Genomic DNA, 13542 nt, shown 5'->3' with positions numbered 1-13542 from the left:
CCGGGCGCTCTGGCAACGGAAATCCGCGCTGCTGCGGGCGGGGCCGGGCCATTTCGTCCCCGCCAGCGCGGCGGCTCTTGGCGGCGGCGGGGCGCGGGGCTAGAACGGCGGTCCGCAACAGGAGGATCCCCCTTGGACCAGACCGCCGACCGCATCGCCCGCTCCATTGCCTCGGAAATCAGCGCCACGCCGAAGCAGGTCTCGGCGGCGGTGGAGCTGCTCGACGACGGCGCGACCGTGCCCTTCGTCGCCCGCTACCGCAAGGAAGTCACCGGCGGGCTCGACGACACCCAGCTCCGGACCCTGTCGGAACGGCTCGACTACCTGCGCGAGCTCGAAGCCCGCCGCGCCGCGATCCTGAGCAGCATCGACGGGCAGGGCAAGCTGACCGCCGAGCTGGCCCGCGCCGTGGCCGGGGCCGAGACCAAGGCCGCGCTCGAGGACATCTACCTGCCCTACAAGCCCAAGCGCCGCACCAAGGCGATGATCGCTCGGGAAAACGGGCTGGAACCGCTCCTGGACGCGATCCGCGGCAACCGCGGCGCCGATCCCGAACAGCTCGCGGCGAAATTCGTCACCGAAGCCGTGCCGGGCACCAAGGAGGCGCTGAACGGCGCCCGCGACATCATCGTCGAGGAGCTCAGCGAGAACGCCAACCTGCTGGGCCGGCTGCGCGATTTCATGCGCGCCGAGGCGGATATCTCCGCGGCGGTGGTGCCGGGCAAGGAGGCCGAGGGCGCCAAGTTCTCCGACTATTTCGACCATCGCGAGAAGTGGAAGGACATCCCCTCGCACCGCGCGCTGGCGATCCTGCGCGCCGCCGCCGAGGAAGTGGTGACGCTTTCCATCGCACCCGATCCCGAAACCGGCGCCGAGCGCGCCACCGGCATCATCGCCTCCGAGATCGGCATCAAGGGCGATGCGCCTGGCGACAAGTGGCTGCAGAAGGCGGCGGGCTGGACCTGGCGGGTCAAGCTGGGGCTCTCCATGTACATGGACCTGCTCGGCGAGGTCCGCACCCGCGCCCATGACGAGGCGATCCAGGTCTTCGCCCGCAACCTCAAGGACCTGCTTCTGGCTGCCCCCGCCGGGCCGAAGGCGGTTCTGGGCCTCGATCCGGGCATCCGCACCGGCGTCAAGGCCGCCGTGGTGGACGCGACCGGCAAGCTTCTCGACACCGCCACGATCTATCCGTTCCAGCCGAAGAACGACGTCCGCGGCGCGCAGACCGCGGTTCTCGACCTGATCAGCCGCCATGGCGTCCAGCTGATTGCCGTCGGCAACGGCACGGCGAGCCGCGAGACCGAGCGGCTGGTCGCCGACACGCTGCGCATCCTGCCCGAGCGGCTGGCGAAGCCAACCAAGGTGGTGGTCTCCGAAGCCGGGGCGTCGGTCTATTCGGCATCCGAACTGGCGGCGAAGGAATTCCCGCAGCTCGACGTGTCGCTCCGCGGCGCGGTGTCGATTGCGCGCCGCCTGCAGGACCCGCTGGCCGAGCTGGTGAAGATCGAACCGAAGGCGATCGGCGTCGGCCAGTACCAGCATGACGTGGACCAGCGCAGGCTCGCGAAGACGCTCGAGGCGGTGGTCGAGGATGCGGTGAACGCGGTCGGGGTCGACCTGAACACGGCCTCCGCGCCGCTGCTGTCGCATGTCGCCGGTCTCGGCCCGCGCCTCGCCGAGGCGATCGTGGCGCATCGCGATGCCAACGGGGCGTTTGCCTCGCGCAAGGCGCTCCTGAAGGTTGCCGGTCTCGGTCCGAAGGCCTTCGAGCAATGCGCGGGCTTCCTGCGCATCCAGGGCGGGACCGAGCCGCTCGATGCCTCCGCCGTGCACCCCGAAGCCTATGGCCTGGCGCGCAAGATCGTCGCCGCCTGCGGCCGCGACCTGAGGTCGATCATGGCCGACCCGGCGGCGCTGAAGGGGCTGCGCGCGCAGGATTTCGCCGATGCGGAATTCGGCCTGCCGACGGTGCAGGACATCCTTGCGGAACTGGAGAAGCCCGGCCGCGACCCGCGCCCCAGCTTCAAGACCGCGAGCTTCGCCGACGGGGTGGAAGACATAAAGGACCTCAAGCCCGGCATGCGGCTCGAAGGCACGGTGACCAACGTGGCGGCCTTCGGCGCCTTCGTCGATATCGGCGTGCACCAGGACGGGCTCGTCCATGTCAGCCAGCTGGCCGACCGTTTCGTCAAGGACCCGCATGAGGTGGTGAAGGCCGGGCAGATCGTCCAGGTGACGGTGACCGAAGTCGACGTCCCCCGCAAGCGCATCGGCCTGTCGATGAAGAAGGATGGCGGTGCCTCGGCGCGCGAGGACCGCAATGCCCGCGGTCCGGGCGGCCCGCGCGGCAACGGTCCCCGCGGCAATGGCCCGAAGGGCGGGGGGCCCGCGGACGCCCCGCAGCACGGCTAGGGGCTCCGGCCCGGAGCGCTGCCATGCGGGCGAGCGGGACTCAGGTGGCTACCGCGCAGAGTCCCCGGCATAGGCCGGGCCGCCATGGATCCCGCCGATCTCGAGGATCAGCTTGCGGCGCACGGCCATGGCAAAGGTGTCGCGGCTCTCGGCGGCGACGACGAAGGCGCCCGGCCCGCCGATGATCCGGTCGCGGTACTGGCTTTCGAGGTCGCGGCTTGCGGGTCGGCCGTTGCAGCTGCGGCAGAGGATGGCCAGCCCGTTGATGGTCACGCCGGCGGCCAGAACCTCGGCCCGCGCCGCCTCGACCGGCGGGCCGTTCCAGCTGTTGGCGCTGTCGCCGGAGAAATCGATCACCTTGCGCCAGCCGTCATACTCGTTGCTCTCGATCAGCGCGAGCCCGGTCAGCAGCGCCGAGCCGATCGCGTTGCGCCCGAAGGCGCGGCGCGGCGGCTCCATCACGGCCTCGGCGAAGCGGGCGGCGCTTTCGGGGCCGTCGACCAGCATCCAGGGGACGACGATGTCCTCCTCTCCGGCGCTGGCCCATTCGACATAGGTGACCGCGATCACGCCATAGGCGGTCTTGGCGATCGCATCGAGCACCTCGTCGGAGGTCATCGCATCGGCGTAGCCCTGCCTCTGGAACTGGGTTTCGGAACGGTCGATGGAGCCCGAGGCATCGGCGAGCAGAACCAGCTCGAGTTCGACATCCTGAGCGGCGGCGGGGGCGGCGAGTCCGGCGGCGAGCCAGAGGCACAGGCCCGGCATGATCGAGGTCAGACGCATAGGTACGGCTCCTTCCTTCGTTCGGCACTCCATGGTCTGACGCCGAGCTTACCCCACCAAGAGGCTTGCACGGCCACACGAAGAAGTGATTAACGAGGACGCGCCGCTGCGCAGGCAGGTGCCCAAAGCGGCACCGCCTGCCCGGAAGACGGGCTCAGGCCGCGCGCCGCCGGACCAGGGCCAGCAGCGCCGCCGCCCCCGCGCCGTCCTCGAGCCCGAGGAAGACCGTGTCCTCCGCGCGCCCGCCCAGACCCGGCTGGCCCGGCTCCAGCCAGGCCACGCGATCGGCGGGATCGCCCGCCACGAGGATCTTGCCGCGCCAGATTGGCAGGATGCGCGCATCCGCACGGCCCAGCAGCTCCGCCGTCTGCAGGCGCAGATGCGCCGCCCGGTCCAGATCGCTGCCCTGAAAACAATAGCTGTCCATTTGCGCCATGCTATCCGCCGCCTCTCCGGGTTTCACCGGTGGCCGAATGACACAGCCCCCCGGACCATGCAATCCGCGCCGGAGCGCGGCCGCGATGGACAAGCGGCCGCTCCCCTTGCTAGCTGTGATGCCAAGGCCAGCAGGAGACGCCGTGACGCAGAATCCCCCTCCGCCCTCCCCGGGCGACGCCCCGCGCATCCATCTGCGGCTGCTCGGCATTTCCGATCTCCATGCCCATCTGCGCGGCCATGACTACGATACCGGCCGCGCGCTGCCTGCCGCCGGGCTGACCCGGCTGGCCACGCTGATCCGCGCGGCCCGGGCGGAGGCGGCAAACTGCCTGCTCTTCGACAATGGCGACACGCTTCAGGGCACCGCGCTCGGAGACTGGGCGGCGGCCGGCGAGGGCGGCGGCGCGCCCCATCCGATGATCGACGCGCTGAATCGGCTGGGCGTCGATGCCGCCGTGCCGGGCAACCATGATTTCAACTACGGCCTGCCCTTCCTGCAGGCTGCGGCGGCCGCGGCCGCCTATCCGCTGGTCTGCGCCAACGTGGCGACGCGGCAAGGCACGGCACCGCAGGAGGACGAGACGCTGCTGCCGCCCTGGACCCTGCTGGAGCGTGACCTGGCCGACAGCACCGGCCGGATCCGGCGGCTGCGGATCGGCGTGACCGGCGCGGTGCCGCCGCAGATCATGGACTGGGACCGCCGCATCCTGGCGGGCCGGGAGCCGACCAGGCGACCTTCGACCGGGCGGCGGCGCGCTGGAAGGCCGCGCCCGAGCCGATCGCCGAGGAGCGCCCGGGCGCCGGGTACAAGCTGCATGTGATGATCGATCCGGGCCATGGCGGCCAGGATCCGGGGGCCCAGTATGACGGCATCCGCGAGGCCGACATCGTGCTGCGGCTGGCGCGGCAGATGAAGGACGAGCTGGAGGCGCGCGGCTTTGAGGCCAGCCTGACCCGCGAGGACGACAGCTTCGTGCCGCTCTCGGAACGGGTGGCCAAGGCGACGCGCGAGGGCGCCGACCTTTTCGTGTCGCTGCATGCGGATGCGGTGCTGGTCGGCCATGCCACCGGCGCCTCGGTGCACAGCCTCTCGGCGGACTCGGCCGGATCGGGCGACCGCTTCCTGCTGAACCGGCTGGGACGCAACGCGCTGGCCAGCGCCGAGGGCGACGTCAATGACGCCACGATGCGCGTGCTGATGGAAATGGCGCGCGAACAGTCTCTCCAGGCCAGCGACGCGCTGGCCGCCGATCTGGTGGAGAGGATCGGCGCGGCTGGGATCGCCCTCTACAAGACGCCGCAGAAGCATTCGAATTTCGTCGTCCTGCGCGCCGCCGACGTGCCGTCGGTTCTGGTGGAGCTCGGCTACCTCTCCGAACCCGAGGACCGTGCGCGGCTGGTGGACCCCGAATGGCGCGCCGCGATGGCGAGGGCGCTGGCCGAAGGCGTCGCGGACTGGGCCGGGGCGCAATAGCCGCGAATCGTTCCACGTTAGGACGGCATTAGGCCTCGTCGTCCAGTCTCGGGGGGGCGCATGCGGCCGGGACGGGCGGTCGGGCGCGGCGTCCCGGGACCGGACGGGCGGCAGGCGGGGCGGCGGGACCCTGCCGACGGCAGGGAACCTGTGCGCTTCTGCCGGATTGTGATTTTGACCCCGGACGGGCTTGCGATTATAAGACCGCAACCCAAGGACAAGGATATCCCGGTGCTGCGCGCCTTTTTCAGCTTCTTCGGAGCGATTTTCAGCTTTCTCACGATCGGGGCCGTTCTCGGCTTCCTGATCATCGGTGCCGTGTTCTGGATGTACGGACGCGACCTGCCGAACCACGAGCAGCTGGCGCAATACGCGCCGCCGACCATCAGCCGGGTCTATTCCTCCGAGGGCGCGCTGATCGACGAATTCGCCGAGGAGCGGCGGCTGTTCGCGCCGTCCTCGGAGATCCCCGACCTGGTGAAGCTCGCGGCCAACATCCCCGAGATGTTCGAGGCGCATTTCGGCATTCCCATGGCGGGCGCGGTGCTGAACACGATCAACACCCGGCTCGATGCCGAGGCGATCGCCTTCATCCTCAACCACGGCGAAGCCAAGGCGGTGATCGTCGATCCGGAATTCTCCGAGGTGGTCGGCCGCGCGGTGCGGATGACCGGGCACTATGCCGACATCCTGGTGGTCGACATCGAGGACGCGACCTATGAGGGCGGCAGCCGGATCGGCAGCCTGACCTATGCGGAGTTGCTCGACGAGGGCGATCCCGATTTCGCCTGGCAGCTTCCCGCGGATGAATGGGACGCGATCAGCCTGAACTACACCTCGGGCACCACCGGCGATCCGAAGGGCGTGGTCTACCACCATCGCGGCGCGCATCTGAACGCCATGTCGAACATCGTCACCTGGGGCATGGCGCAGCATTCGCGCTATCTCTGGACGCTGCCGATGTTCCATTGCAACGGCTGGTGCTTCCCCTGGACGATCGCGGCGAATGCCGGGGTCTGCGTCTGTCTCCGTGCGGTGCGCGCCGACAAGATCTACCAGCTGATCCGCGACGAGAAGGTGACGCATTTCTGCGGCGCGCCGATCGTGCTGAACCTGCTGGCCAACGCCCCCGACGAACTGAAGGATTTCAGCCACGAGGTGAAGGTTATGACAGCCGGGGCCAGCCCGCCCGCCGCCGTGATCGAGAAGATGGAGGCGATGGGCGTCGAGGTCACCCACGTCTACGGCCTGACCGAGACCTATGGTCCTTCGGTGGTCTGCGCCTGGAAGGGCGACGAATGGGACGGGCTCGGCCCCGAGGCCAAGGCCAAGCTCAAGGCGCGGCAGGGCGTGCGCAACGTTGCGCTCGACGGGCTGATGGTCGCCGATCCCGACACGCTGGAGCCGGTCCCCTCGGACGGCCAGACGCTGGGCGAGATCTTCATGCGCGGCAACAACGTGATGAAGGGCTACCTGAAGAACCCGTCCTCGACCGCGAAAAGCTTCAAGGGCGGATGGTTCGCCTCGGGCGATCTCGGCGTGATGCATCCCGACGGCTATGTCGAGCTGAAGGACCGCTCCAAGGACATCATCATCTCGGGCGGCGAGAACATCTCCTCCGTCGAGGTCGAGGACGTGCTCTACAAGCACCCGATGATCCTCGAGGCGGCGGTGGTAGCGAAGCCGGACGAGAAATGGGGCGAGACGCCCTGCGCCTTCGTCACGCTGAAGCCGGGCNGCCAGCCTGACNCGCCGAAGAGGTCATCGCCTTCTGCCGGGACCACATGGCGCATTTCAAGGCGCCGCGCTCGGTCGTCTTCACCGAGCTGCCCAAGACCTCGACCGGCAAGATCCAGAAATTCGTGCTGCGCGACCAGGCGCGGGACAAGGCCAAGGCCTGAACCCGGCCGGGCGGCCCCCGGGCCGCCTCCCTGCAACGGCAAGAACGGATTTTCCATGAGCGACAACCATATTCTCGTCACCGACGGGCTGTCGAAGGATTTCCTCGGCTTCACCGCGGTCGACAATGTCACCCTGAAGGTGAAGACCGGCGACATCCACGCCCTGATCGGCCCGAACGGCGCGGGCAAGACCACGGTCTTCAACCTCCTGACCAAGGTCCACCAGCCGACCCGCGGGTCCATGACCTATGACGGCCGCGACATCACCCGCGCGAAACCGGCGCAGATCGCCCGCATGGGCATGGTGCGCAGCTTCCAGATCTCGGCGGTCTTCCCGCACATGACCGCGCTGGAAAACGTCCGGGTGTCGCTGCAGCGCGAGCTGGGCACGTCCTTCCATTTCTGGCGCTCGGAGAAATCTCTCAAGGTGCTCGACGAGCGGGCGATGGAGCTGCTGACCATGGTCGGGCTCGAACGCTATGCCGGAACCGAGGTCCACGAGATGGCCTATGGGCGCAAGCGCGCCTTGGAGATCGCCACGACCCTGGCGCAGGATCCGAAGCTGATGCTGCTCGACGAGCCGACCCAGGGCATGGGCCGCGAGGACGTGCAGCGCATCACCGAGCTGATCCGCGAGGTCGCGAAATCGCGCACCGTGCTGATGGTCGAGCACAACCTGGGCGTCGTCTCGGCGCTCTGCGACCGGATCACCGTGCTCCAGCGCGGCGCGATCCTGACCGAAGGCACCTATGAAGAAGTGTCCTCGGATCCGCGGGTCAAGGAAGCCTACATGGGGAGGGCGGCATGAACGCGGTCGCGGGCCATAACCACGAGATCGGCGGCGCCCATGCCGCCGAGCGGATCGCCGAGATCCACATCTCCGACCTGCATGCCTTCTATGGCGAGAGCCACGCGCTGCACGGCATCGACCTGACCGTACACCAAGGCGAGCTGGTCACGCTGCTGGGCCGCAACGGCGCCGGGCGGACGACGACGCTGCGCTCGATCGTCGGGCTGATCGGCAAGCGCACCGGCTCGATCCGGCTCAAGGGCGAGGAGATCATCAACCGTCCGCCCCATGCCATCGCCCATATGGGCGTCGGCTACTGCCCCGAGGAACGCGGCATCTTCGCCTCGCTCTCGGTCGAGGAGAACCTGCTCTTGCCCCCGGTCGTGGCGGGCGGCGGCATGTCGGTGGAGGAACTCTACGAGATGTTCCCCAACCTCGCCGAGCGCCGCCGCAGCCCCGGCACGCGGCTCTCGGGCGGCGAACAGCAGATGCTGGCCATGGCGCGGATCCTGCGCACCGGCGCCAATATCCTGCTGTTGGACGAGATCACCGAAGGCCTCGCCCCGGTGATCGTCGACAAGCTTGCCGACGTGCTGACCGTGCTCAAGGCGCGCGGCTACACGATCGTGCTGGTGGAGCAGAATTTCCGCTTCGCCGCGCCGCTCGCCGACCGGCATTTCATCATGGATCACGGCCATATCGCCGAGACCGTGGCGGCCGACGAGCTGGAGACGAAGGCGCATGTCTTCGAGGAATACCTGAGCGTCTGACCGGCGCTGCGAGAACGTCACTGGGAGGAGACACATGAAAACTTTGAAAATGCTTGCGCTTGGCGCATCGAGCCTGGCCATGGCCAGCGCGGCCTCTGCCGAAATTTCCGACGGCGTGGTCAAGATCGGCCTGCTGACCGACATGTCGGGCACCTATTCCGACCTCGCCGGTCCGGGCGCCGTGGCGGCGGCCGAGATGGCGATCGAGGACATGGGCGGCACCGTCGCCGGCGTGCCGGTCGAGCTGCTGACCGCCGACCACCAGAACAAGGCCGACATCGCCGCCAACAAGGCGCGCGAATGGGGCGAGAACGAGCAGGTCGATGCCTTTGCCGAGCTGGTGACCACCTCGGTCGCGCTGGCGGTCTACGAGATCGCCAAGCAGCAGAACAAGGTCACGCTGGTCTCGGGCGCGGCCTCCTCGCCCTTGACCAACGACGCCTGCATTCCCTCGGGCATCCACTACACCTACAACACCCGCGCGCTCGCCAACGGCACCGGCGCGGCGGTCGTCGCCGAGGGCGGCGACACCTGGTACTTCCTGACCGCCGACTATGCCTTCGGCCAGTCGCTGGAAGCCGATGTGACCAAGGTGGTCGAGGCTGCGGGCGGCCAGGTCCTGGGCTCGATCCGCCATCCCTTCCCGGCCTCGGACTTCTCCTCCTTCGTGCTGCAGGCGCAGGCCTCGGGCGCCAAGGTGATCGGGCTGGCCAATGCCGGCGCCGACACGACCAACGCGATCAAGGCGGCCAACGAATTCGGCCTCGTCGCCGCGGGCCAGTCGCTGGCGGCGCTCCTGATGTTCATCACCGACGTGCACGCGCTGGGGCTGGAGACCGCGCAGGGGATCCAGCTGACCACCGGCTTCTACTGGGACATGGATGACGAGACCCGCGCCTGGTCCGAGAAGTTCATGGAGCGCACCGGCAACATGCCTTCGATGGTGCAGGCCGGCGTCTATTCCTCGGTCACGCACTACCTGAAGGGCATCGAGGCGACCGGCTCGGACGATACCGACACGGTCATGGCCTGGATGCGCGAGACCCCGATCGACGACTTCTTCGCCAAGGGCGGCCGGATCCGCTCGGACGGGCGCATGGTGCATGACATGTACCTCGCGCGGGTGAAATCGCCGTCGGAATCGGAAGGCCCGTGGGATTACTACGACATCGTCCGCACCATCCCGGGCGAGGAAGCCTACGGCACGCTCGAGGAAAGTACCTGCCCGACCAAATGAGCCCGCCCGTCCCTCCGCAGGGTGCGGGGGGACGTCCTTGACCGTCACGGGATGATGCCATGCTGACAGACCTTCTGGGCTTTCCGCCGCAGGTGCTTTTCGGGCAGCTGCTTCTGGGCCTGATCAACGGAGCCTTCTACGCCGTCCTGTCGCTGGGCCTGGCGGTGATCTTCGGACTCCTCAACATCGTGAACTTCGCCCATGGGGCGCTCTACATGCTCGGCGCCTTCGCGGCCTGGGCGCTGGCGCATTTCCTCGGGCTGAACTACTGGGTGGCGCTCTTCGTGGCCCCCGTGCTGGTCGGCGGCTTCGGCATGCTGATCGAGCGTTTCCTGCTGCGCCGCCTCGCCGGGGTCGACCATCTCTACGGGCTCCTGCTGACCTTCGGCCTGGCGCTGGTGATCGAGGGCGTCTTCATCAAGCTCTTCGGCGCCTCCGGCCAGCCCTATCCGACGCCGGCCGCGCTGCAGGGCGGGGTGAATCTCGGCTTCATGTTCCTGCCCTGGTACCGCGGCTGGGTGGTCGTCGCCTCGCTGATCGCCTGCGGCGTGACTTGGTACCTCTTCGAGATGACCAAGATCGGCGCCTACCTGCGCGCCGGGACCGAGAATCCGAAGCTGCTGCAGGCTTTCGGCGTGAACGTGCCGCTCCTGACCACGCTGGCCTATGGCTACGGCGTCGGGCTGGCCGCCTTCGCCGGCGTGCTGGCCGCGCCGATCACCCAGGTCTCGCCGCTGATGGGCTCGAACCTCATCATCGTCGTTTTCGCCGTGGTGGTGATCGGCGGCATGGGCTCGATCATGGGCGCGGTGGTCACCGGGCTTGCCATGGGGCTGATCGAGGGGCTGACCAAGGTGTTCTGGCCCGAGGCTTCGGCCACCGTGATCTTCTTCGTCATGGCCATCGTGCTGGTTCTGAGACCTGCCGGCCTGTTCGGCCGGACCGCGTGAGGAGGACGCCATGACCACGAAACTCGGATATGCCGCCGCGCTGGCGCTTCTGCTGATCGCACCGTTCTTCCTCTACCCGGTGCTCCTGATGAAGTTCCTGTGCTTCGCGCTCTTCGCCTGCGCCTTCAACCTGATCCTCGGCTTCGGCGGGCTGCTGAGCTTCGGCCATGCCGCCTTCTTCGGCGGCGCGGCCTACATCACCGGCCATGCGATCAAGGTCTGGGGCCTGCCGACGGAGCTGGGCCTGATCGTCGGCGCCGCCGCTGCGGGCATCATGGGGCTCGGGGCAGGGATGCTCGCCATCCGCCGCCAGGGCATCTATTTCGCCATGATCACCCTGGCGCTGGCGCAGATGGCCTATTTCCTGTTCATCTCCGCGCCCTTCACCGGCGGCGAGAACGGGCTGCAGGGCGTTCCGCGCGGCACGCTCCTCGGCATCGTCGACCTGCAGGACAACATGGCGATGTACTATTTCACCCTCGCGATCTTCGTCGCGGCCTTCTGGCTGATCGCGCGCACCGTGCATTCGCCCTTCGGCCAGGTTCTGCGCGCGATCCGCGACAACGAGCCCCGCGCGGTCAGCCTCGGCTACGATGTCGAGCGCTACAAGCTGCAGGCCTTCGTCCTGTCGGCGACGCTTGCGGGCCTGGCCGGCGCGCTGAAGACCGTGGTCTTCCAGCTCGCCTCGCTGACCGATGCGCATTGGCACATGTCGGGCGAGGTGGTGCTGATGACGCTTCTGGGCGGGGTGGGCACCATCGCGGGTCCGGCCGTCGGCGCCGGCGTGATCGTCGCATTGCAGAATCTGCTGGCCTCCGGTCCGCTCTCGGCATGGGTCCCGGTGGTTCTGGGGGTGATCTTCGTGATCTGCGTGCTCAGCTTCCGCCGCGGCGTGATCGGCGAGCTGCGGGCGTTGCTCCAGAAATCGTTCTGACCCGGTCCCGAGTGAAAGGATCCTCCCATGACCTACTCAGCCCCCCTCCGCGACATGCAGTTCATCCTCGAGGAGCTCTGCGGTCTCGATGCGCTCGCGGCCCTGCCCGGGCTCGAGGATGCCACGCCTGACACGGTGGCGGCGATCCTCGAGGAGGCGGGCAAGTTCGCGGGCGAGGTGCTGGCGCCGCTGAACCGCTCGGGCGATCTCGAAGGCCTCAAGTTTGCCGACGGCAAGCTGACCACGCCGGCGGGCTGGAAGGAGGCCTATGGCCAGCTGGTCGAGATGGGCTGGAACAGCCCCTCGGCCAGCCCCGAACATGGCGGGATGGGCCTGCCGCAGGCGGTGAATACCTGCATCCAGGAGATGTTCCAGGGCGCCAACATGTCCTTCCAGCTCTGCCCGATGCTGACCCAGGGCGCGATCGAGGCGCTCGAAGGCTATGCCTCCGACGCGCTGAAGGAAGCCTATCTGCCGAAGCTGGTCTCGGGCGAGTGGACCGGGACGATGAACCTGACCGAGCCGCAGGCCGGCAGCGATTTGGCCGCGATCCGCTCGAAGGCCGAGCCCGAGGGCGACCACTTCCGGATCTCGGGGCAGAAGATCTTCATCACCTACGGCACCCATGACCTGACCGACAACATCATCCATCTTGTGCTGGCCCGGCTGCCTGATGCGCCTGCCGGGGTGAAGGGGATTTCCCTGTTCCTCGTGCCGCAATTCATGCCCGACGGGACCGAGAACGACGTGCGCTGCGTCTCGATCGAGCACAAGCTCGGCATCCACGCCTCGCCGACCTGCACGCTGGCTTTCGGCGACAAGGGCGGCGCGACCGGCTGGCTGATCGGCGAGCCGAACAAGGGCCTGCAATACATGTTCGCCATGATGAACAACGCCCGCCTGAACGTTGGCGTGCAGGGCATCGGCGTGGCGGAACATGCGTATCAATGGGCGCTGGCCTATGCGCAGGAACGCCGCCAGGGCACGCCGTCGGGCGGGCAGGCGGGCGATCCGATCCTCGGCCATGGCGACGTGCGCCGCATGGTCGGCGCGATGCGCGCCAAGACGCTGGCGGCCCGCGCTCTGGCCTGCCTCGCGGCGGCCTCGCTCGACCATGCCGCGCGCAACCCTGACCCGGAGGCGAAGGCCTATCACCAGCGCCGCGTCGACCTGATGATCCCGGTCGTGAAGGGCTGGGGCACCGAAATGGCGGTGGATGTCGCCAATATGGGCGTGCAGGTCCATGGCGGCATGGGCTTCGTCGAGGAGACCGGCGCGGCGCAGTTCTACCGCGACGCGCGGATCACCACGATCTACGAGGGCACAACCGGCATCCAGGCGCTGGACCTCGTGGGCCGCAAGATCACCCGCGACGGCGGCGCGGCGGCGGGCGAGATCGTCGCGCAGATGCGCGCCGATGCCGAGGCGGTGCGCGGCACCCAGGGCAACCAGACCGACTGGACCGCCATGGCGGAGATGATCGAAACGGGGGCAGAGATCGTCTCCGAGCTGGTCGACTGGCTGCTGGCGATGAAGGACGAACCCGCGCTGCAGAACGCGGCGGCGGTCAACGTGCTCCATGCCTTCGGCGTGGCGCTCGGCGGCTGGCAGATGGGCTATGGCGCGCATCGTGCAGCGCTGAAATCCGGCATGGACGAGGGCGAAACGCTGGGCCGGATCCGTCTGGCGGAGTTTTTCCGCGGCCAGATCTTCCCCGAGGCGATGGCCCGTCGCGACGCGGTGACCGGTGGTTCCGAGGCCGTGGCCGCGCTGCCGGAGGACTGTTTCGCCTGAGACGCGGGCAGGAGAGGGACACCCTCTCCCGCACCCTCTCCCGCACCCTCACC

11 protein-coding genes and 1 pseudogene are annotated in these 13542 nt (G+C 68.4%); 10 read left to right on the top strand and 2 right to left on the bottom strand.

Annotated features, from left to right (window positions below; translation table 11 throughout):
- Positions 1 to 132: 132 nt before the first annotated feature.
- Positions 133 to 2415 (top strand): Tex family protein, encoded by a 2283-nt coding sequence (locus tag C7T91_RS16535; RefSeq protein WP_108260204.1) that lies wholly within the window; start codon positions 133 to 135, stop codon positions 2413 to 2415.
- A gap of 48 nt (positions 2416 to 2463) precedes the next feature.
- Here C7T91_RS16535 and C7T91_RS16530 read toward each other — a convergent pair whose 3' ends face one another.
- Entirely contained in the window at positions 2464 to 3201 is a 738-nt protein-coding gene (locus C7T91_RS16530; RefSeq protein ID WP_236638293.1) for a DUF1194 domain-containing protein, read from the bottom strand.
- Between the two features lie 154 nt (positions 3202 to 3355).
- Positions 3356 to 3730 carry an NUDIX-like domain-containing protein gene (locus tag C7T91_RS16525; protein WP_161555942.1) on the bottom strand — a complete coding sequence of 125 codons (375 nt, stop codon included), beginning with the start codon at positions 3728 to 3730 and terminating at the stop codon, positions 3356 to 3358.
- A gap of 49 nt (positions 3731 to 3779) precedes the next feature.
- Here C7T91_RS16525 and C7T91_RS16520 point away from each other — a divergent pair, with 49 nt between their 5' ends.
- The 9 genes and pseudogenes from C7T91_RS16520 to C7T91_RS16480 all read left to right on the top strand — a co-directional run bounded on the left by C7T91_RS16520 (position 3780) and on the right by C7T91_RS16480 (position 13489).
- The gene (locus tag C7T91_RS16520) at positions 3780 to 4460 is read left to right on the top strand and encodes a metallophosphoesterase (RefSeq protein ID WP_161555941.1); all 681 of its coding nucleotides are present in this window, start codon (positions 3780 to 3782) and stop codon (positions 4458 to 4460) included.
- Positions 4460 to 5113 carry an N-acetylmuramoyl-L-alanine amidase family protein gene (locus C7T91_RS16515; RefSeq protein ID WP_108260202.1) on the top strand — a complete coding sequence of 218 codons (654 nt, stop codon included), beginning with the start codon at positions 4460 to 4462 and terminating at the stop codon, positions 5111 to 5113. The genes C7T91_RS16520 and C7T91_RS16515 overlap by 1 nt, the downstream gene beginning before the upstream one ends.
- A gap of 483 nt (positions 5114 to 5596) precedes the next feature.
- Positions 5597 to 7014 (top strand): annotated as a pseudogene (locus tag C7T91_RS16510) (acyl-CoA synthetase); the annotation flags it as partial.
- 55 nt (positions 7015 to 7069) lie between these two features.
- Complete coding sequence (locus C7T91_RS16505) at positions 7070 to 7822, top strand: ABC transporter ATP-binding protein (RefSeq protein ID WP_108260783.1); 753 nt, start codon at positions 7070 to 7072, stop codon at positions 7820 to 7822.
- 53 nt (positions 7823 to 7875) lie between these two features.
- Positions 7876 to 8574: an ABC transporter ATP-binding protein gene (locus tag C7T91_RS16500; RefSeq protein ID WP_201742158.1), complete on the top strand. Its 699-nt coding sequence runs from the start codon at positions 7876 to 7878 to the stop codon at positions 8572 to 8574.
- 34 nt (positions 8575 to 8608) lie between these two features.
- Complete coding sequence (locus C7T91_RS16495) at positions 8609 to 9811, top strand: ABC transporter substrate-binding protein (RefSeq protein WP_108260200.1); 1203 nt, start codon at positions 8609 to 8611, stop codon at positions 9809 to 9811.
- Positions 9812 to 9870: 59 nt separating this feature from the next.
- A complete protein-coding gene (locus C7T91_RS16490; RefSeq protein WP_407943305.1) occupies positions 9871 to 10761 on the top strand; it encodes a branched-chain amino acid ABC transporter permease in 891 nt (296 codons plus the stop codon).
- 10 nt (positions 10762 to 10771) lie between these two features.
- Entirely contained in the window at positions 10772 to 11695 is a 924-nt protein-coding gene (locus tag C7T91_RS16485; RefSeq protein ID WP_108260199.1) for a branched-chain amino acid ABC transporter permease, read from the top strand.
- 27 nt (positions 11696 to 11722) lie between these two features.
- Positions 11723 to 13489, top strand: coding sequence for an acyl-CoA dehydrogenase (locus tag C7T91_RS16480; protein ID WP_108260198.1), 1767 nt, complete (start codon positions 11723 to 11725; stop codon positions 13487 to 13489).
- Positions 13490 to 13542 lie beyond the last annotated feature (53 nt).

The organism is Mangrovicoccus ximenensis, from assembly GCF_003056725.1.
Lineage (GTDB): Bacteria > Pseudomonadota > Alphaproteobacteria > Rhodobacterales > Rhodobacteraceae > Mangrovicoccus > Mangrovicoccus ximenensis.
This window is presented reverse-complemented; position numbering and strand designations above follow the sequence as displayed.

Bases quoted from the DNA above. Each gene is read 5' to 3' on its own strand.
- C7T91_RS16530 (WP_236638293.1), bottom strand. From the start codon at position 3,201: ATGCGTCTGACCTCGATCATGCCGGGCCTGTGCCTCTGGCTCGCCGCC.
- C7T91_RS16515 (WP_108260202.1), top strand. From the start codon at position 4,460: ATGATCGATCCGGGCCATGGCGGCCAGGATCCGGGGGCCCAGTATGAC.
- C7T91_RS16505 (WP_108260783.1), top strand. From the start codon at position 7,070: ATGAGCGACAACCATATTCTCGTCACCGACGGGCTGTCGAAGGATTTC.
- C7T91_RS16495 (WP_108260200.1), top strand. From the start codon at position 8,609: ATGAAAACTTTGAAAATGCTTGCGCTTGGCGCATCGAGCCTGGCCATG.
- C7T91_RS16490 (WP_407943305.1), top strand. From the start codon at position 9,871: ATGCTGACAGACCTTCTGGGCTTTCCGCCGCAGGTGCTTTTCGGGCAG.
- C7T91_RS16485 (WP_108260199.1), top strand. From the start codon at position 10,772: ATGACCACGAAACTCGGATATGCCGCCGCGCTGGCGCTTCTGCTGATC.
- C7T91_RS16480 (WP_108260198.1), top strand. From the start codon at position 11,723: ATGACCTACTCAGCCCCCCTCCGCGACATGCAGTTCATCCTCGAGGAG.